At 67.5% G+C, this 20,854-nt stretch carries 19 protein-coding genes; 9 read left to right on the forward strand and 10 right to left on the reverse strand.

The genetic code is table 11. The annotated features are described in order from the left end of the window. Window positions 1-490: 490 nt before the first annotated feature. The gene (locus OZ671_RS00005; protein ID WP_268858789.1) at window positions 491-1,363 is read right to left on the reverse strand and encodes an NAD(P)-dependent oxidoreductase; all 873 of its coding nucleotides are present in this window, start codon (window positions 1,361-1,363) and stop codon (window positions 491-493) included. 246 nt (window positions 1,364-1,609) lie between these two features. Between OZ671_RS00005 and OZ671_RS00010 the strand changes: the two genes are divergently transcribed. Further along, on the forward strand, window positions 1,610-2,698 hold the full coding sequence (locus tag OZ671_RS00010; RefSeq protein WP_268858790.1) for a TRAP transporter substrate-binding protein: 1,089 nt from the start codon (window positions 1,610-1,612) through the stop codon (window positions 2,696-2,698). An 86-nt stretch (window positions 2,699-2,784) separates the two neighbouring features. Here the strand turns inward: OZ671_RS00010 and OZ671_RS00015 are convergent, their stop codons facing one another. The 4 genes from OZ671_RS00015 to OZ671_RS00030 form a co-directional block, all read right to left on the reverse strand. After that, window positions 2,785-3,972 (reverse strand): patatin-like phospholipase family protein, encoded by a 1,188-nt coding sequence (locus tag OZ671_RS00015; RefSeq protein ID WP_268858791.1) that lies wholly within the window; start codon window positions 3,970-3,972, stop codon window positions 2,785-2,787. A 234-nt stretch (window positions 3,973-4,206) separates the two neighbouring features. After that, entirely contained in the window at window positions 4,207-5,643 is a 1,437-nt protein-coding gene (locus OZ671_RS00020; protein WP_268858792.1) for a TRAP transporter large permease, read from the reverse strand. Window positions 5,644-5,673: 30 nt separating this feature from the next. Further along, window positions 5,674-6,213, reverse strand: a complete 540-nt coding sequence (locus tag OZ671_RS00025; RefSeq protein WP_268858793.1) for a TRAP transporter small permease subunit — start codon at window positions 6,211-6,213, stop codon at window positions 5,674-5,676. A 436-nt stretch (window positions 6,214-6,649) separates the two neighbouring features. Beyond that, window positions 6,650-7,249: a hypothetical protein gene (locus OZ671_RS00030; RefSeq protein ID WP_268858794.1), complete on the reverse strand. Its 600-nt coding sequence runs from the start codon at window positions 7,247-7,249 to the stop codon at window positions 6,650-6,652. A 153-nt stretch (window positions 7,250-7,402) separates the two neighbouring features. Here OZ671_RS00030 and nhaA point away from each other — a divergent pair, with 153 nt between their 5' ends. After that, on the forward strand, window positions 7,403-8,602 hold the full coding sequence (gene nhaA / locus OZ671_RS00035) for a Na+/H+ antiporter NhaA (RefSeq protein WP_268858795.1): 1,200 nt from the start codon (window positions 7,403-7,405) through the stop codon (window positions 8,600-8,602). A gap of 9 nt (window positions 8,603-8,611) precedes the next feature. Here the strand turns inward: nhaA and OZ671_RS00040 are convergent, their stop codons facing one another. The 4 genes from OZ671_RS00040 to moaA all read right to left on the reverse strand — a co-directional run bounded on the left by OZ671_RS00040 (window position 8,612) and on the right by moaA (window position 12,770). Continuing rightward, window positions 8,612-9,553: a DMT family transporter gene (locus tag OZ671_RS00040; RefSeq protein WP_268858796.1), complete on the reverse strand. Its 942-nt coding sequence runs from the start codon at window positions 9,551-9,553 to the stop codon at window positions 8,612-8,614. Then, on the reverse strand, window positions 9,550-10,680 hold the full coding sequence (solA, locus tag OZ671_RS00045; protein ID WP_268858797.1) for an N-methyl-L-tryptophan oxidase: 1,131 nt from the start codon (window positions 10,678-10,680) through the stop codon (window positions 9,550-9,552). Before solA ends, OZ671_RS00040 begins: the two co-directional genes overlap by 4 nt. A 127-nt stretch (window positions 10,681-10,807) precedes the next feature. After that, on the reverse strand, window positions 10,808-11,401 hold the full coding sequence (locus OZ671_RS00050) for a hypothetical protein (RefSeq protein ID WP_268858798.1): 594 nt from the start codon (window positions 11,399-11,401) through the stop codon (window positions 10,808-10,810). 343 nt (window positions 11,402-11,744) lie between these two features. Next, complete coding sequence (gene moaA, locus OZ671_RS00055; RefSeq protein WP_268858799.1) at window positions 11,745-12,770, reverse strand: GTP 3',8-cyclase MoaA; 1,026 nt, start codon at window positions 12,768-12,770, stop codon at window positions 11,745-11,747. On the opposite strand from moaA, the gene OZ671_RS32010 reads away from it, so the two are divergent. Both OZ671_RS32010 and OZ671_RS00065 read left to right on the forward strand, forming a co-directional pair. Then, the gene (locus OZ671_RS32010) at window positions 12,769-13,392 is read left to right on the forward strand and encodes a gamma-butyrobetaine hydroxylase-like domain-containing protein (RefSeq protein WP_442957036.1); all 624 of its coding nucleotides are present in this window, start codon (window positions 12,769-12,771) and stop codon (window positions 13,390-13,392) included. The two genes, moaA and OZ671_RS32010, sit on opposite strands and share 2 nt — an antisense overlap. 31 nt (window positions 13,393-13,423) lie before the next feature. Then, entirely contained in the window at window positions 13,424-14,380 is a 957-nt protein-coding gene (locus OZ671_RS00065; protein WP_268858800.1) for a hypothetical protein, read from the forward strand. Between the two features lie 45 nt (window positions 14,381-14,425). Here the strand turns inward: OZ671_RS00065 and OZ671_RS00070 are convergent, their stop codons facing one another. Continuing rightward, window positions 14,426-14,866, reverse strand: a complete 441-nt coding sequence (locus tag OZ671_RS00070; RefSeq protein ID WP_268858801.1) for an Lrp/AsnC family transcriptional regulator — start codon at window positions 14,864-14,866, stop codon at window positions 14,426-14,428. A 152-nt stretch (window positions 14,867-15,018) separates the two neighbouring features. Here OZ671_RS00070 and OZ671_RS00075 point away from each other — a divergent pair, with 152 nt between their 5' ends. The 5 genes from OZ671_RS00075 (at window position 15,019) to OZ671_RS00095 (ending at window position 20,853) form a co-directional block, all read left to right on the forward strand. Next, window positions 15,019-15,603 (forward strand): cysteine hydrolase family protein, encoded by a 585-nt coding sequence (locus tag OZ671_RS00075; RefSeq protein ID WP_268858802.1) that lies wholly within the window; start codon window positions 15,019-15,021, stop codon window positions 15,601-15,603. A 115-nt stretch (window positions 15,604-15,718) separates the two neighbouring features. Next, on the forward strand, window positions 15,719-16,699 hold the full coding sequence (locus OZ671_RS00080) for a Bug family tripartite tricarboxylate transporter substrate binding protein (RefSeq protein ID WP_268858803.1): 981 nt from the start codon (window positions 15,719-15,721) through the stop codon (window positions 16,697-16,699). Between the two features lie 227 nt (window positions 16,700-16,926). Next, window positions 16,927-17,721, forward strand: coding sequence for an enoyl-CoA hydratase (locus OZ671_RS00085; RefSeq protein WP_268858804.1), 795 nt, complete (start codon window positions 16,927-16,929; stop codon window positions 17,719-17,721). Then, window positions 17,718-19,901, forward strand: coding sequence for an acetate--CoA ligase family protein (locus OZ671_RS00090; RefSeq protein ID WP_268858805.1), 2,184 nt, complete (start codon window positions 17,718-17,720; stop codon window positions 19,899-19,901). The genes OZ671_RS00085 and OZ671_RS00090 overlap by 4 nt, the downstream gene beginning before the upstream one ends. Further along, window positions 19,879-20,853: a Bug family tripartite tricarboxylate transporter substrate binding protein gene (locus OZ671_RS00095; RefSeq protein ID WP_268858806.1), complete on the forward strand. Its 975-nt coding sequence runs from the start codon at window positions 19,879-19,881 to the stop codon at window positions 20,851-20,853. Before OZ671_RS00090 ends, OZ671_RS00095 begins: the two co-directional genes overlap by 23 nt. Window position 20,854 lies beyond the last annotated feature (1 nt).

Below are 20,854 nucleotides of genomic sequence, written 5' to 3' on the forward strand. Positions count from 1 at the left end.
GGTGCCGCCCGTCGCGGGTCGTCCGCCACTGCCGCAAGGCCAGACCTCGCCGGCCGCCGGCAAACCTCAGCCGACTGCACCCGGCCGGGGCCAGGCGCTGGTCAATCCCAATCCGAACCGCCCGAACGTCGTGCAGGGCCGTCCCGGCCCGGCCATCCAGGCGGCGCGGCCCGGGCGACCGCAGGCGGCCTTCCGGCCGCAGCCGCAGCGGCCGGTCATTCAGAACCGCGTGCAGGTCGCGCCTCGCATGAACGTCCAGCGCGCCCACATCCAGCCGCGTATTCAGGCCCCCCGCATGTCGGCACCGCCACGGATGGCGGCCCCCCGCATGTCGGCTCCTCCGCGGATGGCCGCGCCGCGGGCATCGGCGCCGCGCCCCTCGGGCAATACGCGCCGGCGGTTCTGACCGCGCAGAGGCGCACCTGGCAGGAACGAAAAAGGGCCGCGAGCTTGCCTCCTCGCGGCCCTTTGCTGATCAGGGCGGGCAGTCCTATTTGCGCTCGAGCCGGGCGAACAGGCTCGACGTGTCCCAGCGACCGCCGCCCATCGCCTGCACCTCGCTGTAGAACTGGTCGACCAGCGCGGTCACCGGCAAATGCGCGCCGTTGCGCCGCGCCTCGGCAAGGCAGATGCCGAGGTCCTTGCGCATCCAGTCGACCGCAAAGCCGAAATCGAACTTGTCCTGGTTCATCGTCTTGTGACGGTTCTCCATCTGCCAGGAGCCTGCAGCGCCCTTGGAGATGACGTCCACCAGCTGCTCGATGTCGAGGCCCGACTTACGGGCAAAATGCAGCCCTTCCGAGAGCCCCTGGACCAGGCCGGCGATGCAGATCTGGTTGACCATCTTCGACAGCTGGCCCGCACCGGGCGGACCGAGCCGGCGGCAGGCGCGGGCATAGGCGGCGATGACCGGTTCGGCCCTGGCATAGTCGCCTTCCTCGCCGCCGCACATGACGGTCAGCACGCCGTTCTCGGCGCCGGCCTGGCCGCCGGAAACGGGAGCATCGACGAAGCCGATGCCGAGCGCCTTCGCCTTGGCCTGCAGCTCGCGCGCGACATCGGCGGAGGCGGTGGTGTTGTCGATGAAGACCGTGCCGCGGCCCATGGCCTGGAAGGCCCCGTCGGGTCCGATGGTGACCTGGCGCAGGTCGTCGTCATTGCCGACGCAGGCGAAGACGAAATCCTGGCCGGCAGCCGCCTCCTTCGGCGTCGCCGCAGCCCGCCCGCCATGCTGCTTCATCCAGGCTTCGGCCTTCGCGAACGTGCGGTTGTAGACCGTGACCTGGTGGCCGCCCTTGGCTTTCAGATGGCCGGCCATGGGATAGCCCATGACGCCGAGACCGAGGAACGCGACTTTCGCCATGGCGGGGTGCTCCGATGCGGCAGTTGAAGTGTCGGGACGCCTACCATCCCCGGCAGCGGAGCAAGGTCAAGTCTCGGCGGCGAAGGCGCGCCATTCGCCGCCGAGGCTGCTACGTGGCAATACGTAGCCATGCAAAAAATGAGATATGGCGATCCTGCAATGCTGGCATGCAGATGTGAATTGTGATGTCGTCCGCTCACGAGCCCGGGCAACGGGCCGTCCAAGGATCCAGGGGAGGAAACGCTCATGCAGCGTCGGACATTCATTGCCGCCGCGCCGGTCGCGGCTGCCGGCGTGGCGATGGCCGCGCCGGCCATCGCCCAGACCATGCCCGAAGTGAAATGGCGGATGACGTCGAGCTTTCCGAAGTCGCTCGACACGATCTACGGCGCCGCCGAGGTGTTCGCCAAGGCGGTCGCCGACATGACCGACAACCGCTTCCAGGTTCAGGTCTTCGCCGCCGGCGAGATCGTACCCGGCCTGCAGGCGATGCAGGCGGTGCGCGACGGCACGGTCGAGGCCTGCCACACCGCATCCTACTACTATGTCGGCATCGACCCGACCTTCTGCTTCGGCACGGCGCTGCCGTTCGGGCTCAATTCGCGCATGCAGAACGCCTGGCAGTTCCAGAACGGCGGCATGGAGCTGATGAACGCCTTCTATGCCAAGCACAACATCCATGGCATGCCGCTTGGCAATACCGGCTGCCAGATGGGCGGCTGGTTTCGCAAGGAGATCAAGACGCTAGCCGACCTCAACGGCCTGAAGATGCGCATCGGCGGCTTTGCCGGGCGCGCGATGCAGAAGCTCGGCGTCGTGCCGCAGCAGGTGGCGGGCGGCGACATCTATCCGGCGCTGGAGAAGGGCACGATCGACGCTGCCGAATGGGTCGGCCCCTATGACGACCAGAAGCTCGGCTTCAACAAGGTGGCGCCCTATTACTATTATCCCGGCTGGTGGGAAGGTGGCGCGATGCTGCACAATTTCGTCAACGTGGCCAAATGGAACGCGTTGCCGAAGACCTATCAGGCGATCGTCTACAACGCCGCCCATCATGCCCACACCTGGATGCAGGCACGCTACGACGCGCAGAACCCGGCCGCGTTGCGTCAGCTCGTCGCCGCCGGCACCCAGCTCCGCCCCTTCTCGCTGGAGGTGCTCGAGGGCTGCCTGAAAGCGGCGAACGAGGTCAATGCCGAGACGGCGGCGACCAATGCCGATTTCAGGAAGCTGCTTGACGCGACCGTCGCCTTCCGCGGCGAGCAATATCTGTGGTGGCAGGTCGCCGAATATACGTTCGACACCTTCATGGTGCGCTCGCGCGGCCGCAGCTAGAGCGATTGCCCGTCACCGAGACGAAAGAGCCCGGCGCGAGGTCGCGCCGGGCTCTTTTGGAACAGGCGGGCCGCCCTCGCAGGCATTCAGGGAGCGTAGCCCGGCGGCCGGTCGACCCAGGCCCGGCCGGAGAGGATCTCGTTGCGGCCGAACTCGAACAGCGCGTTCATATAGACCGGGTCGAACGGCTTGTCGTAGGGCACGGTGAAGCGGTCCGAAATATAGGCAAGCTTGAACGGCACGCCGTCGCGGCGGGTCAGCAGGTACATGCGGTAGATGTCGCCGACGCCGTTGGAGGCGATCATGGTGGAGATCGACCGGGCCGTGATCTGGATGAGGCCGCGCGTGGTCTGCGACGGCGGCTCCGCCGTGCGCCCGTTGCGGATCACCCAGGCGACTCCGCCATTCGTCCGCAGCGCGGAAGGCAGGGACCGGCGCGGCACGCTCGACGGATAGAGGAAGACCTGGTTGGTCGCGCCGCCGTCGACATGCAGTTCCTGGCGCCGCTGGCCGTTCACCATGACGTCCATCATGACCGGCGGGAAGGCCCCCGGGATCGAGGCCGAGGCGAGCAGGATGTCGCGGACCGCCTGGACGCGATAAGGGTGGTCGCTGGCGGCGATCGCGCCGATGTTCCAGGCGACCGGCTGGCCGAGATCGAGGTCGGTGGTGCCGATCAGCAGGACGCGGCCCTTGCGGTATTCGGCCGCGATCTCCTCGACCATCTGCGGTGTCACATAGGTCGCGATCAGCCGGGCGAGCGGCGCGCTCGAAGCGACCGAATCGCCATTGAACAGGATGGTGCCGACCGACAGGAGCTCGGCGATGTCGTTGCGCTGGACCGTGGTGTAGACCGCCTTGAGCTGCTCGTCGTAGCGGCTGCCGAGGAAGGCGAAGGGGGCAGTCAGGGCGCCGGTGGAGACACCTGTCACCAGGCGGAATTCCGGGCGCGTGCCGGTCTGTGTCCAGCCGTAGAGAATGCCGGCGCCGAAGGCGCCGTTGTCGCCGCCGCCGGAGATGGCCAGCATGTTCTCGGTGCCGCGGCCGCGCCCGGACGCAAGCTGGCGGCGCTGGGCGGCTGCCCACATGGCGGCGAGCGGCGCTGGATCACCCCAAAGGTGGAAGCGCGCGTCGGTCAGGCCGAGAAAGGTGGCGTTCTGCGTTTCGGCCGCAGGAACGGCCGGCAGGCGCGGCAGGGCCGCACAGCCCGCCGCGAGGCCGAGCGCCAGGATCAGCGCGAAAGGACGCAAGACACGCGAAAGCGACAACGCCATACGAGCAACTCCGCGGGCACGATACCGGCGCCGGATCAGCGTCTGGCCCGAACAATCTGACCTAAGGTCACGGAGGCGCCGGTCCAAAGCCTCGACGGCTGGGAAGAAAATCCGTCGGCTGCTGGACGGGCGCTGCCCGCGCCGCATCTGCGGGGCAGGGGATAGCGCGCCGCTGCGCCGCCGACTAGGGCGAAAAAGCCACGGTCGGGGCAAGATCGTCGGGTTGCGCCGGCTTCAGTTGCGCGGCTGCGGCGGGGTGAGATCGAAGCCCGGCAGTCCGCCGCCGCCGGGAAGGCCCGGCATGTCGATGCGGATTTCCACCTTGGACGGATCGACCTTGGGCCCCTTGTCCAGCCAATAGGTCACCGATTCCGGCCACCAGATGACGATCGCGACGAGCAGGAGCTGCAGGAAGACCCAGGGCAGGGCGCCGAGATAGATGTCGTTCGACTTGACCGAAGGTGGCGCGATGCCACGCAGGTAGAACAGGGCAAAGCCGAAGGGCGGGTGCATGAAGCTCGTCTGCATGTTCACGCAGAGCAGCACGCCGAACCAGATCAGGTCGATGCCGAGCTTGGCGGCGACCGGGGCGAGCAGCGGCACGACGATGAAGGCGATCTCGAAGAAGTCGAGGAAGAACGCCAGGAAGAAGACGAAGATGTTGACGAAGATCAGGAAGCCGGTCTGGCCGCCCGGCAGGCTGACCAGCATGTGCTCGATCCAGCGCGAGCCGTCCATGCCCTGGAAGACCAGACTGAACACGGTCGAGCCGATCAGGATGAAGACCACCATGGAGGTGATCCGCATGGTCGACTTCATGCCCTGGTCGACGAGCGGCCAGGTCAGGCGCCGGTGCATGGCGGCCAGCACCAGCGCGCCGACGGCGCCCATGGCGCCGGCCTCCGTCGGGGTGGCAAGGCCCATGAAGATGGTGCCGAGCACGAGGAAGATGAGCACGATCGACGGGATCATGCCCCACAGCACCTTGGAGATCAGCTCCCAGCCGACCTCGCCGCGGGCTTCCGGCGGCAGCGGCGGCATGGTCTTCGGCCGAACGATCGAGAGCACCACCACATAGGCCAGGAAGATGCCGACCTGCAGCAGGGACGGCCCGATGGCACCCAGATACATGTCGCCGACCGACCGGCCGAGCTGGTCGGCGAGCACGACCAGCACGAGCGAGGGCGGAATGAGCTGGGTGATGGTGCCGGAGGCGGCGATCACACCCGTCGCCAGTTTCATGTCGTAGCCGTAGCGCTGCATGATCGGCAGCGAGATGACGCCCATGGCGATCACCGAGGCGGCGACCGTGCCGGTGATGGCGCCGAGGATCGCGCCCACGACGATGACGGCATAGGCGAGGCCGCCCGGCAGCGAGCCGAACAGCTTGCCTGTCCCCTCGAGCAGGTCCTCGGCCAGGCCGCAGCGCTCGAGGATCGCGCCCATGAAGGTGAAGAAGGGGATGGCGAGCAGAAGGTCGTTGGAGATGATGCCGTGGAACCTGAGCGGCAGCGCCTGCAGGAAGCCGGGCTCGAAATGGCCGGTGATGATGCCGAGGCCGCCGAAGAACAGCCCGACTGCGGCAAGCGAGAAGGCCACCGGAAAGCCGATCAGCATGAAGCAGATCATTCCGCCGAACATGAGCGGGGGCATGATGCCGTGCGAAAACATCGCTCTACTCCTGAGTACGCTTCGCGCGGCCTATTGCAGCGGTTTTTCGTATTTGGTGTCGATCGCAAGCGCGCCTGTGAGGGCGGCGATGCGCTTGATCAGTTCGGACAAGCCCTGCACGGTCAAAAGAAAGAAGCCGAGAGGCAGGACGAACTTGATCGGCCAGACCAGCAGGCCGCCGGCATTCTGCGACCATTCGTGCTGGCGATAGGAGATCAGGAAGAACGGCCAGGACAGATAGGTCAGGAAGATCGTCGTCGGCAGCAGGAAGATGATGAGGCCGAGCGTGTCGACCCAGAGCCGCCCACGGTCGGACAGCGACCCGTAGACGAGGTCGACGCGCACGTGCTCGTTCATCTTCAGCGTGTAGGACGCGCCGAGCAGGACGGTGACGCCGAACAGGTACCACTGGATCTCCAGCAGTGAATTCGACGACAGGCTGAACAGGTACCGGAAGCAGGCATTGCCCGCGCTGATCAGGCAGGCGAGGAGCACGCACCAGTCGGCGATCCGCCCGACCTTCTCGTTCACGGCGTCGATTCCGCGGCTCAGGGCCAAAAGTCCGTTCATGCGAAACGGTCTCCTCGAACCGTTGAGGCGAACAGGCCGCGCCGCGCCGATGCGCTGGATCGCAAGACCGGATCGCGACGCTCCGCTCGGTATGTCAGGTATGGAATTCGGTCATCGTTGCCCGGCTGAAGCCCGGCCGCCTTCGCGGCGCGCCACGGCTGGAACCATCGCAACCTGCCCCCCGATATCCTTCCCGTCTGGCGGTCCCGCATTGATTGCGGATACCGGCATGTCTTGGTGCCGAAACACCGGGTCTCTCTATGCCACGCGGGTTCGCCGCACAACAGAATGTTGGAACCGGCACACCCCTATTTGCAGCCGATCGGCGCGCAAATATCGGCAGTTTGCCGCGAAAATCCTGCAAAATCGGCCTCGATGCGGAAAATGACGTACGACGGAAGTTGCAGAGCCTCCCGGCTCGCGCGCCGTCGGCGCGTCAGCGGCAGGCATCGACGATGCGCCGGCGCACCGTTTCGATGCCGGCCAGCTCGAAAATGCCTTCGAAACGAAAGCCGCGGGAGCCCTCGAACTGCAGCGACAGCTTGCCGGTCGCCGGCAGGCCGCGGAGGAAGGCCGCGACATCGCCCGGCATCGCGGCAGACTGGTAGTTGCTCGAAGACGACCAGAGGTCGCTGAGCACCAGCCGGTCGTTGACATGCAGCGTGACGAGCGTCGACGCGCTGCGGGCGATGACCGGCTCGCGGGCTGCGGAGAGGCTTGGCCGGCCATCGGCGCAGCTGATGGTGAGCGTGATGTTGTCGGGGCCGGACGGGCCCTGCGTCGCGGCCGCGCGGCCGGCCGTTGCGCCGGCACCTGCCGCAGGCCGGACGACCGTCCACGCGCCCGTGTCGCCGGCGACGGCATCCACGTTCGGCAAGGCGCGCGCCGCCGCATCGAAGCAGCGCAGCCGCTCGGCATCGGCTGAAATCGCCGTACAGCGTCCGATCTCTTCGAACGGGTCGGCTCGACCGGCCGACGACAGGGCCAGTGACAGGACGAGAAGCAGGGGATGTGTGGCACGAAACAGGATGGTCATTGCTCCGACCTTGCTGGGTGGCGGCTGGCTGGTCAATCTGTCTGCGGCGCGGCAAGTGGCCACCTCGACCTTGCGCGGGCGATGGGCCAGCATGCTGCGACGCAAAATGAACCCGCGCCCGGCCTATCCCCGCCCCGGAACGAAGGAACATTGATGACCCGGCAGACCAGCCCAGCGCCCCGGCCGCTTTCCGCCCTCCGTGCCTTCCTGTCCGGCGAGGCCAGTGGCGGCATCGTCCTGATGGCTGCCGCGGTGGTTGCGATGGTTCTCGCCAATTCGCCGGCGGCGTCGGGCTATTTCGCGCTGCTCAAGCTCTATCTCGGCCCGCTGAGCGTGCTGCATTGGATCAATGACGGCCTGATGGCGCTGTTCTTCCTGCTAGTCGGCCTGGAGATCAAGCGGGAGTTCGTCGACGGCCAGCTGTCCACCTGGCCGCGGCGCGTTCTGCCGGGCATCGCCGCCGCGGGCGGCATGATCGCGCCGGCCGTCATCTACGTGCTGTTCAATATGGCGACGCCGGCGACGCTGCGCGGCTGGGCCATCCCGACCGCCACCGACATCGCCTTTGCGCTCGGCGTGCTGGCCCTGCTCGGCTCGCGCGTGCCCGTGTCGCTGAAGATCTTCCTGACGGCACTCGCCATCATCGACGATCTCGGAGCCATCGCCATCATTGCCGCCTTCTACACCGCCGACCTGTCGCTCGCCTGGCTTGGCGCGGCCATCGCCGTGCTGGCGCTGCTCACCGCGCTCAACCGGGCCGGCGTCGAGCGCCTGCCGGCCTACCTTCTGCCGGGCCTCTTCCTCTGGTTCTTCCTGCTCAAGTCGGGCGTCCATGCCACGCTTGCCGGCGTCGCGCTGGCGCTCACCATTCCGCTGCGCACCTCGCCCGGCCGGCCCGATGACCCGCATTCGCCGCTGCACGTGCTCGAGCACGCGCTGCACCCTTATGTCGCCTATCTGATCGTGCCTGTCTTCGGCTTCGCCAATGCCGGCGTGTCGCTGGCCGGCCTCGATCTCGCCGCCCTGCTGGCGCCGGTGCCGGTCGGCATCGCGGCCGGCCTGTTCCTCGGCAAGCAGATCGGCGTCTTCCTCACCACCTGGCTTGCCGTCAGGCTCGGCTGGGCTGACTGCCCCGAACATGCCTCCTGGGCGCAGGTCTATGGCGTGGCGATGCTCTGCGGCATCGGTTTTACCATGAGCCTATTCATCGGCCTCCTTGCCTTCCCGGCCTCGGAGGCGCTGCAGAACGAGGTCAAGGTCGGCGTGCTCATGGGCTCGCTCGCCTCGGCGCTGGCGGGGACCCTCGTCCTGCTGATGAGCGGGGGCGGGCGCGCGTCCGGGCGGCCCGCCTGACGGGTCGGGTCAGGAAGGCGGCGTGCGCACCGTCGCCTCGGCCGCGCTGATCGGCCTGCTGAGACGCGTCGCCTCGCGCTGGAGCGTGTAGAGGCCGGCGGCCATGATGATGGCCATGCCGACCCAGCTCGCCCAGTCCGGCCATTCGCCGAACACGACGATGCCCGACAGCAAGGCCCAGATCATCACGCTGTAGCGGAACGGCGAGACCAGCGAGACCTCGACGCCACGGAACGCCTGGATCATGCAGAAATTGCCGATGACCAGGACCACGGAGGCGGCGGCGAGGAGGCCGATATGCTGCCATGTCGGCACGATCCAGCCCTGCAGCGGCACGGCAGCGGCACCGAACAGGCCGACGGCAAGACAGGTCGACAGGGTGATGGCGAGGGTCGGGATGGTGGGGTCGATGAAGCGGGTGATGAGGTCGCGGAAGGCGCAGAACACCACGCTCAGCAGCACCAGGATGGTGGCATGGCCGGCGTTGAAGCCGGCGCCCGTGGGCTTGACCACGAACAGCATGCCGATGAAGCCGGCGACCACCGCGAGCGCGCGGCGCCAGCCGACCTTTTCTCCGAGCAGCGGCACGGAGAGGGCGGTGATGACGAGCGGCGTGATCAGCGAGATGGCGGTCACTTCACCGATCGGCATCTGCGCCAGTGCGGTGATGAACAGGAAGGCGACGGTTCCTTCGCTCAGCGCGCGGCCAAGGACGAGCGGCGACAGGACGCGGTTGACGAAGCGGATCTGGCCGCTGGCCGCGAGCCAGCAGAGCACGAGCGTTGTGGCGAAGGCGCCGCGGATCGCGATCAACTGCCCCGATGGCAGATCCTTGGCGGCGATCTTCACCAGCGTGTCGTTGGTGACGAAGAAGGCCATGGCGCCGAGCATGGCGAACATGCCGCGCCGGTTGGCGTCGGGCGTGGCGGCGACGTGGACCAGCGGCGTCATGAGAAGCGGCCCAGACGGAACAGCGAGAGGTCGTGGCGGCTCCCGCCGGTGGTCGCGAGGTCGGCAAGCACCTCGCCCATGACGCTGGCGAACTTGAAGCCGTGGCCCGAACAGGGCGAGGCGACCACCACCTGCGGCAGGCCGGGCAGGGTGTCGACGACGAAATGTTCGTCGGGCGTATTGGTGAACATGCAGGTGCGCAGCGCGAGTGTCGGCCCGTCGGCGCCGGGAAACAGCCGGCGCACGGCGGCGCGCAGCGCCGCTTCGTCCTCGGCGGCCGGCTCGCGCGACAGGGTTTCGGCGGCGCCGCTCTGGCGCAGGTGATTGTAGATGCCGATCTTGAAGCCGGGCACGCCGAACACCGGAAACTGATAGGTGGTCGCCTCGTCCGCTTCGACGATGGAGACCGGAAAGGCGCCAAGGCGGAAATGTTCCGGGCGCTTCGGCTGGAACCAGCCGAGGACCTGTCGTTCCGGCACTGCGAGCCCGGCAAGCGCCGGCACGTGGTCGGCGATCCAGGCTCCGGTCGAGAGGATCAGGCGGCCGGCCTCGTAGCGCCCCTTCGAGGTCGTGACGCGCACGCCGCCGCCGGCCGTCGGTTCCCAGGCGGTGATCGGCTCGCGCGCGCGGATATCGGCGCCCGCCGCGATCGCCATGGTCGCCTGGGCGACGATCGCCCGTTCGCTCATCACGAAGCCGGCGTCCGGCTGCACGTTGCCGACATGGTCCGGGGCCAGCCGATAGGCCGGAAACCGGCGCGCCAGCGCCTTCGCGTCGAGAAGCTCATGGTCGAGATCATGCTCGGCGCAGGCGGCGAGCGAACCGGTGACCACGCGGCCGCCGGCGGGACCGGCGTCGATGCCGCCCGTGACATAGAGCAATTGTTCGCCGAACAGCTGCTCCGTCTCGCGCCAGAGCTGATAGGCCCGGCGCAGCAGCGGCACGTAGGAGGGGTGTTCGAAATAGGCGAGCCGGATGATCCGGTTCACGCCATGCGATGAGCCCATGGCGTGCGGGATGTCGAAACGCTCGAGGCCCAAAACGCGCTGACCGCGCCGCGCGAGCTGCCACAGTGCAGCGGATCCCATCGCCCCGACGCCGGCGACGATCACGTCATAGCGAGCCACGGAATGCTCCGGTCGTTTCTTCCCCTGCGGCAGAGCTAACCTGCATCGCGCGCGTGCGTCGAGCGCGCCTTTGGTGGGGCTGCCGCCCGCCGATGCGGGGGCCGGGCCCGCCGGGGAAACGGGCGGCTCAATCCAGCGGCTGGCCGAAGCTGCGCTGGATCTCGTGCTGGATCAGGTCGTAGACCGCAGGCGGACGGTTTCCGGCGTCCCTGTCCCGGTCGGCGGCCTGGACCTGCAGGCTCATGAGCGAAACGGTCATGGCGAAATTGACCGCCATCATGGTGCTCAGCACGACCAGCAGGGCGCGTGTGGAGGTCAGGCGCCGCAGCAGCCGGCTGAACAGCGGCGGGCCCGCCGGGCGTTCGGGGGGCTGCACAGTCTCGAAGATCGGCCGGTACGAGCCGGGCACCATGCGGATGCGCGTCGGCGAGTTCGCGCCGGGCCCGCCGTAATAGAGGTCGAGGGCGCCGCGCAGGCGCATGGCCGCCACCCGGACGGTCGAGTCGCGATCGGCCTCGAACTGCGGCGACCGGCCGAGCGCCTCGACCGCAATGGTATAGGCCTTGATCGCGCGGTCCTCGCCGGCCAGCGTGCGCTCGACCACATAGGTGAGCATCTTGGCCAGCATCGAGCCTTCAGGGACGAAAGGAGACTGGAGGAGGCGCCGGAGCTCCTCCTGGACGGCGGCACGGCTCGGCAGCGCCGGACTTGTTTCGGTCATCGCGATCACCCTTGTCGGGGGCCGTGGCAGGGAGGCCCAGGCCGCGCTTGTTGTTCTTGACGACGCAACGCCCCGATGGCCCGCGCGCAAGGCTTGCGGGGAGCGGGCGGCCCAGGGGCCTGCGGCATGCTCTCGCCCCCGATTCCGGCATCGGCTGCTGCCTCGCAGGAGGCCGGGACGGGCCGGAACGGCGCGAACACGGATACCGGGCAACGGCAAAAAGCTGCGGGGGGAACCCGCAGCCGACCTCGCCATCAGCATCTCGATGGCGCCATAGGCCGCGCGATTGCGGCCAAAGCGCGGCGGGCCGCGGTCACCTTGATATGCGTGACATAACGGCGGCTCAGCCGCCTGTCATGCTCATGTGGCGCGACACCGAGGGGCGGCGCGTGCGCCGATCGATGATGAAGTCGTGGCCCTTGGGCTTGCGCGCGATTGCCCGGTCGATGGCTGCGTAGATGAGGTCATTGGCCTCGGAGGCCCTGAGCGGCGCGCGCAGGTCGGCGGCGTCCTCCTGGCCGAGGCACATGAACAGCGTGCCCGTGCAGGTGATGCGCACGCGGTTGCAGCTTTCGCAGAAATTATGCGTCATCGGCGTGATGAAGCCGATGCGGCCGCCGGTTTCGGCAACTGTCACGTAACGGGCCGGCCCGCCGGTGCGATGGTCGCTTTCCGTCAGCGTCCAGCGATCCATCAGGCGCGCCCTGACGATCGACAAGGGCAGGTACTGGTCGAGGCGGGACGGTTCGATATCGCCGAGCGGCATGACCTCGATGAATGAAATGTCCATGCCCTTGCCATGGGCCCACACGATGAGATCCTCGATCTCGTTCTCGTTGACGCCCTTGAGCGCCACGGCATTGATCTTGACATGGATGCCGGCGGCAAGGGCCGCGTCGATGCCGGCGAGCACGTCGGCAAGATCGCCCCAGCGGGTGATGCTGCGAAACAGGCCCGGGTCGAGCGTATCGAGCGAGACATTGATCCGCTTGACGCCGAAGGCGGCGAGATCGGCCGCATGGCGCGCCAGCTGCGAACCGTTGGTCGTGACCGTCAGTTCGTCGAGGGCGCCGCTGTCCAGGTGCCGGGACAGCGAGCGGAACAGGGTCATCACGTCCTTGCGAACCAGCGGCTCGCCACCGGTCAGCCGCAGCTTCCTGACGCCCTTGTCGATGAAGGCCGAACAGAGCCGGTCGAGCTCCTCCAGCGTCAGCAGGTCCTTTTTCGGCAAGAAGGTCATGTTCTCGGCCATGCAGTAGACGCAGCGGAAATCGCAGCGGTCCGTCACCGAGACGCGCAGATAGTCGATGCTGCGACCGAACGGGTCGATCATCGGCATGGGTCTGGCGGATGCGGCATGATCGAGCATGGCTTACCTCTCGGCCCGCGCCCCGCTCGGGCCGGCCGGTCTTCATTGTGCATATTTAGGTGAGCTTTGGGGCTGCGTCACGTCCGCGCCTGCCGCATTCCTCGCATTCGCGCCGGTCGTTATCGATCGGAACCGAACCTTCGGGGCCGATACCGGCGTTGAAGATGTCAAGGGAAACGTCTACCTGTCGACGTCGGGCAGTAGCGGAATCGGGGGAGGCGTCGCGATGGCCGAGGTCAGCGCCGTCGAAAGCGCGACGGGCCGGGCCCATGCCTGGCCGGTGGAAATCAGGCTGTCGCCCGACAAGCGCCTTTTGACGGTCAGTTTCGATGATGGGCACATTTTCGCCCTGGACGCGGAATATCTGCGCGTCGAGAGCCCCTCGGCGGAGGTGCAAGGCCATTCGCCGTCGGAGCGGAAATTCGTCGCTGGCAAGAAGGATGTCCGGGTAATCGGTATCGATCCGGTCGGTCGCTACGCGATCCGGCTGTCGTTCGACGATCTTCATTCCACCGGGATCTATTCATGGGACTATCTGTATGAGCTCGGACGCGACCACGCCGTCATCTGGAACCGCTACCTCGAAGGCCTCGCAGCCTCCGGCGGCACCCGGGAGCGCTGAGCGTTCCGAGGTCCTGGACGACAAGGACCTGGTGGTTCTCGACGAACTGAGCGCGCTCCTCGCCGAGCCTCAGCCCGGTGCTCCGGCTCTGCAGGCGAACAAGGAGCCGCCGGTCGATCGCGCTCCTCCCGTCGAACTCGACCCCAAGGTCCAGGCGGCGCCGGCCGAGCCGCCGACAGCCGCCCCGGCTCCGGTTCCGGCGGTCGCCGTCGAGCCCGCCGCGGCCGAGCCCGCCCCGCCGGCGGCTGCCGAGCCCGCCAATCCTTCGTCCACGCCGTCGCCGACACCCAGCCTCCAGATCAATCCCGAGACCTCCAGCATGATTCCGTGGATCGCCACCAAGCAGTTCACCGTCGACCTGTTCCCCTCCTGGACGAAGACGGAAGGCGACAAGGATTGGAGCCTCGGTGCGGTCACGGTCGACGTTCCCGATATCGCCAAGCGGCTGGACCAGCTGATCGCCTCGCTCAACGAGGATCAGTGGGAGATCAAGATGGTCGTGCCGCTCGACAAGAGCCTGACCTATCATGAGCACCAGAAGGTCGTCCGCCAGGGCACGCGCCGCGAGCCGGAAGCCGTGCTCGGAGCCTTCGGTCTCGGCTGGGCCGCCGGCACGACGGCCTCGCTCCTCGTCGTCTGCCAGCGCACCGAATGGCTGGACGCGTCCGAATACAAGGCCCGGATCAAGGCGCGCCAGGACAGGATGGACGGGGAGACACGCCAGCGCGAGCGGTCGCAGATCATCGAGCAGAATGCCGCGATCAATGCCAAGATCACCACGGCCCAGAAGCAGCTCGAGGAATTGAAGGCGAACGGCGTCACGGTGAAGAAGTCGGGCCTTCTGCGCAGCGAGAAATTCCTGGTCGGCGGCGTCGAATACACCAACCGGACCGAGGCCGAAGCCGCGCACCGGGCGCGGCTGGGCGAGCTCGAAGCCGACCTCGCGGCGCTGCCGAAGCAGTTGAAGAGCCTGCCGCCGGAGGCGTGAGACACCGCGTGCTGCGAGCTGCGGATCCTGACCGGCCTTGTCCGGTCAGGCGCGTCCGTCGAAATGAGTGCGCAGCACGACATGCGTGGTCGCGGTCGCGACACCCGACGTCGCCGCCACCTTGTCCCTGATCGCGTCGAGCGCGGCCGTCGAGGCGCAGTCGACCGTCAGCATCAGGTCGATGGCGCCGGCGAGCGACTGGCAGGCGACGATTTCCGGCAGCCCCGAAAGCTGCGGCACGACGTGGTCGCACTTGCGTCCCTGAACGAAGCTGACGGCGATCAGCGCCCGAACCGGCGCGGTGCCGGCGGTTTCGCCGAGGCGCGCCGTATAGCCGAGAATGACGCCCTCGCGCTCGAGCCGGCGCAGCCGCTCCTGCGTGGCGCTGCGCGACAGGCCGACGCGCCGCGCGAGCGAGACCAGGCTTTCGCGTGCGTTGCGGCGCAAGGCGGCGATCAGTGCGTGATCCCGATCGTCCAGCACCATGGCATCTCCTTATCGAACCGGCGGCGCCGGCCATCGCGTCCGCGGATCTGTCCGGCACCGGCAGATTGGCGGCCGGCAGGTCATCTTGTCGAGTGCGGCCGGCCGCGCCCTGCGGCAGTTTCGAGGCCTGTTCCCCAAGCGAGGACGGCCTCATGCCTGCCGACAAGACCCCGGTTCTGTTGCCGATCGACATGCAGAAGGCCTTCGACGGGCCGCCATGGCCGCGCCGCTGGAACAGCGCGCTCGATGGCAACGGCCTGGCGCTCCTCGATGCATGGCGCCGTCGCGGCCTGCCGATCATTCATGTCAGGCACGATTCGGTCGCGCCCGGATCGACCTTGCGCCCGGGCATGCCGGGCCATGCCTTCCGGGACGGCTTTGCGCCGCGCGAGGGCGAGCCGCTCGTCGCCAAATCGGTGAACGCGGCTTTCATCGGCACCGAGCTCGACCTGATGCTGCGCCGGTTGCGTGCAACTTCGGTCGTCGCTTTCGGCCTGTCGACCGATATGTGCGTGTCGACCACCGTGCGGGTCGGGGCCAATCTCGGCTACCGCATGATTCTGGTCGCCGATGCCTGCGACTGCTTCGATCTGCCGGATGGACGTGGCGGCAGCATTCCCGCCGAAACCGTGCAGGCGGTCCATCTGGCGACGCTCGGCTTCGAATTCGCGGCGGTGGCCACGACCGCGGCGGTGCTCGCCGGGCTCGCCGATCGGGCCCCCGGGACGCCAGGCTGATCCGCGGCGATGCGCGTCGTCCGATCCCGCCTTCACGGCCGCCTTCAGCCGAGTTAGGCTCCTCCGCAAACGACGGCCGAAGGCCGCATCTCTTCCAGGAGGAACCATGACCCGCATGACCAGACGGACCGCGCTCGGGCTGACCGCCGGCGCGATCGCTTCGCCTTTCGTCGCGCGCGAGGGCTTCGCGCAAGCCTATCCGAGCCGGCCTGTGACGGTGATCGTGCCGTTTGGCGCCGGCGGCTCGACCGACGTGATCGGCCGCATCGTGTCCGAGCGGCTGCAGAGCCGTTTCGGCCAGGGATTTATCGTCGAGAACCGCGCCGGCGCCGGTGGCAATGTCGGGGTTGCCGCGCTCGCCCGGTCGAACAACGACGGCTACACGATCGGCATGACGACGATCTCGAACCACGGGATCAATCCCATCCTCTACCGCGAGCGCCTGCCGTTCAAGCCGATCGAGGATTTCGAGTTCATCGGCCTTGCCTCGTCGCAGCCGAACTTCATGTGCATCCATCCCTCGATCCCGGCGAGCAACGTCGCCGAGTTCATCGCCTATCTGAAGGCCAATCCAGGCAAGGAGAATTTCGGCTCCTCCGGTATCGGCACGTCGATCCACCTGTCGGCCGAGCTGTTCATGCAGATGACCGGAACCAAGCTCACCCACGTGCCCATGCGGTCGTCGGCGGCGCTGGTCCAGGCGCTGATCGGCGGCGAGGTGAAGCTCTCCTTCGACAATTTCACCTCGCCCTATCCGCACTACAAGGCGGGCGCCATTCGCGGCCTCGCCGTGACCTCGGCGCAGCGCGCCAAGATCACGCCCGAGATCCCGCCACTTGCCGAAACCCTGCCGGGTTTCGACATCACATCGTGGAACGGCTTCCTGGCGCCGAAGGGGACGCCGAAGGAGATCTGCGACGTGCTGACCGAGGCCCTGAAGGCCGCGCTCGCCGAGCCGGGCGTGATCCAGAGGTTCGAGGAGATGGGAGCGACCGCGACCCCGTCGACGCCGGACGAGTTCCGCGCGAAGTCGCGGTCGGAAATGGCGAAGTTCGACGAGATCATCACCAAGGCGGGCATCACGCTGGCGAACTGAGCCGGGTCAGCACGGCCGCGCCTGCGCTCGACCTGACCGCCATCCAGATAAAGCCGAAGCGAAGCGGGTTCCGGTCCGGGACCCGCTTTTTTCATGCGCCCTGACTGGCCTGTCCGCATCGTGGACAGAAATCGCGCTGTTTCGTCCGCGAGACGGGGGACAGCGCACGTCTCCTCATGTCACGATAAAAGCAGATCACAAGTAAATATCTGTATTGGGAGGGTGATATGATCGACCGTAATGTTGTCTTGGAACAACGCGGTGCTGTTCTTTGGCTTTGGCTGGCCCGCCCGGAGCAGAGGAACGCCCAGAGCCGCCAGCTTCTCGATGATCTCGATGCCGCTTTTCTGGCCGCCATAGCCGACGATTCGGTCAAGGTGATCGTCCTCGCAGGCCAGGGCGACCATTTTTCCGCCGGCCATGACCTGAAGGAGGCGCAGGAGAGCCGGGCGGGCTTCACGGTCGAAGAACGCTACGCCTACGAAGAGCGGCGCTACTACGACTATGCCATGCGCATTCTGGACTGTCCGAAGCCGACCATTGCTGCCGTCCAGGGCGCCTGTATCGCCGCCGGCTTCATGGTCGCCAACATGTGCGACCTGATCGTCGCCTCCGAGGATGCCGTCTTCGCCGATCCGGTCGGCCGGACCCTCGGCGCCGCGGCGGTGGAAGTGCTCATTCATCCCTGGGTGCTCGGCGCCCGCCGCGCGAAGGAGATCCTGTTCACCGGCGAGCGGTTCGGCGCCGCCGACGCCCTTGCCTGGGGCATGGTGAACCGGGTCGTGCCGCGGGCCGACCTCGAGCGCGAGACCGATGCGCTCGCCCAGCGGATCGCGGAAGCCCCCGGCTTCGCGCTCAAGCTGATGAAGCGCTCGATCAACCGCAGCGTCGATATTCAGGGCCTGCGCTCCGCGCTCGGCGCGCATTTCGACACCCATCAGCTCAGCCACGTCTCGGAAGCCTTCAAGGAGGCCAAGCAGGCCGGGCTCGCCAAGGCTATCGTCAAGGGAAAAGCATCGTGACGGCGCACCGCCTCGAACCGCTGATCAATCCGGCCTCCATTGCCATTCTCGGCGCGTCGGCCGATCCAGGCCGGGTCGGCGGCATGCCGCTGCAACTGCTCCTGCAGCATCGGTTCGCCGGCCCGATCTATCCGATCAATCCCAAATACCAGCAGATCGCGGGGCTTCCCTGCTATCCCGACATCGAGGCTCTACCGGGCCCGGTCGACCTGATCGCGCTGGCCGTCCCGGCGCGCGAGGTCGTGCCGCAACTGCGCCGCGCGGCGGCCAAGGGCATCCGGTCGGCGATCGTCTTCGCTTCCGGCTTCGCCGAAACCAACGATGCCGAGGGCCGGCGCCTGCAGGACGAGTTCGAGGCTTGCGTCGCCGCACTCGACATTCCCGTGGCCGGACCCAATTGCATGGGCTTCGCCAATCTCAAGACCCACGCCTACACGGCCTTCGCGTCGGTATTCCGCGATATCGCGCCGCCCGAAAGCGGTCATAGGGTCGCCCTGGTGACGCAGAGCGGCAATGTCTGCGCTGCCGTCTATGCGGCGAGCCGCAAGCGGGACGTGCGGTTTTCGAGCGTGATCAACACCGGCAACGAAGCCGGCGTCGAGTTCTCCGAATATCTCGAATATTTCGCCGACCAGCCGGAAACCGAGACGATCGCCGGTTATGTCGAGGGGCTGCGCGACGGCGAACGCTTCAGGCGCGTGGCCGAGCGCCTGCGGCGCGAGACACGTCCGCTCATCATCCTGAAGATCGGCGACACGGCCAAGGGCGCCGAGGCGGCCGCCTCGCATACGGCCTCGCTCGCCGGCTCGCAAAAGGTCTACCGGGCCGTGTTCGACGATCTCAACGTCATGATTGCCGACGACCTCGCCCACATGGCCGATCTCGTCCATCTCTCCGGGTTCCGCGCGCGCCGGGCCGGCAGCCGCGTGGCGATCCTGACGATCTCGGGCGCGCTCGGCGCGCTGCTGTCCGACAAGTTCGTCAAGGCGGGAGCGGACGTGCCAACCCTGCCGGTGGCCGTGCAGCAGGTGCTGCGCGCCGGCATTCCGGACTACGGCATGGTCTCGAACCCGGTCGACCTGACGGGCAATGTCGTCAACCAGCACGGCTTCATGTGCGATGCGCTCGCCGCCCTTCAGGCGTGCGAGGAGGTCGATACGATCGTCGTCTACGCTCCCGGCTATCTCCTGCAGCGCCTGTCGCCGGCCATGATCGAAGCCGCCGAGACCTCGCGCAAGCTGATCGCGGCGATCGACACGTTCAATGCGAAGAACCATGCCGAGCTCGAGGCTGCCGGCATTCCGGTCTTCGACGACACGGCGCGCGCGGTCGCTGCGCTCAGCATATTCGGCAGGTGGTCGGAACGGGCCGGCGCGCCCAGCGCCGCCGCATCGTCGGGACCGCGATCGGTGGCCGCGGCGCAGCCCATGGCCCGGCTCGACGCGGCGATCGTCGCCGGCCGCCGGACGCTGGATGAGGTCGAGGGCAAGCAGTTTCTGAGTGCCTTCGGCCTGCCGGTCGCCGCCGAAAGGATCGCGGCGTCCGCCGAGGAGGCCGCGACGGCCGCGGCAGAGCTCGGCTGGCCCGTCGTGGTCAAGGTGCTGAGCCCCGATATTCCGCACAAGTCGGATTGCGGCGGTGTCCGGCTCGGCATCACGTCGGCCGACGAGGTGCGCGCAGCGTTCCAGGCCGTCACGGCGGCGGCCCGCGAGGCCCATCCGGACGCGCACATCGCCGGTGTGGTGGTGCAGACACAGGAGCCGCCCGGTCCGGAGGTTCTGGTCGGCGTGACCCGCGATCCCGTCTTCGGGCCGGTCATGACGATCGGCCTCGGCGGCGTGTTCACCGAGATCCTCGGCGATGTCGAGCACCGCACATTGCCGGTCGATGCCGGACGGGCCGAGGCCATGGTCCGCCGGCTCAAGGCCTTCGCCCTGCTCGATGGCGCGCGCGGCCGGCCGAAGCGCGACGTCCCGGCGCTCTGCACCGCGATGGCCACCCTGTCCGATGCCGTGCTCGCCGCCGGCGACAGGATAGGAGAGATCGAAATCAATCCATTGATCGTCAGGGAGCAGGGACGCGGCGTCGTCGCGCTCGATGCCCTCGTCGTTCTCAACAACAACCAAGAAGCCGATGTGTCGGGAGGATATCGTGACAATGCAGCGCAGAGAATTGCTTAAAAGTCTGGCCGCCGGTGCCCTGACGCTTGCCGGCGGCGGAACGGCCGGAGCCTCGGACTGGCCGGCGCGGCCGGTCCGCCTCGTCGTACCCTTCGCCGCGGGCGGGGCGGCCGATACCATGGCGCGAATCCTCGTCGAGAAGCTGCGGGAGGCCGCGGGCTACAGCTTCTATGTCGAGAATGTCGTCGGCGCCGGCACCATGATCGCCACCGAGCAGGTGGCCCGCAGCGCGCCGGACGGCCATACCTTCCTGCTCGCGGCCTCGGCCCATACGATCAATCCGGCGGTTCAGCGCGTTCGCTATGATCCGATCGGCGACTTCACGCCAGTCAACCTCGTCGTCTCGCCCCTGCACGTTCTGGTCGTTCATAACGACCTGCCGGTGCGCAACGCCGCCGAGCTGATCGCCTATGCCAAGGAGCGGCCGGGCAAGGTCCGCTACGGATCGGTCGGCCATGGCACCTCGACCCATATCGAGGCTGAGCTCTTCGCCAGGATGGCCGGCATCGAGCTGGTTCATGTTCCCTATCGCGGCAGCGCGCCCGCTCTGCAGGACCTGGTGACCGGTCGGCTGGAGATCATGTTCGATGCGCTCGCCTCCTCAAAGCCGCATATGGAGGCGAGGGTCATCCGTTCGCTCGGCGTCACGTCGGCCGAGCGCTCTTCGCTCCTGCCCGACATGCCGACCATCGCGGAAGCCGGTCTGCCGGGCTACGAGGCTGTGCCCTGGCTCGGCCTTTTCGGTCCGGCGAAGCTTTCTGGTGATATCGTCCAGCGGCTCAACGCGGTGGTCGGCCAGGTGCTGAAGACCGAAGACGTCAAGCGGCGCTTTGCCGAGCTCGGGCTGGAGATCCTGTGCTACGAGCCGGAACGCTTTGCGAGCTTCATCGGGGCGGATTTGAAGAAGTGGGACCAGGTGGCGCGCGACGCCGGCCTGAAACAGGTCAACTGAC

This window comes from Phreatobacter sp. AB_2022a (assembly GCF_026847585.1).
Taxonomy (GTDB): Bacteria; Pseudomonadota; Alphaproteobacteria; order Rhizobiales; family Phreatobacteraceae; genus Phreatobacter.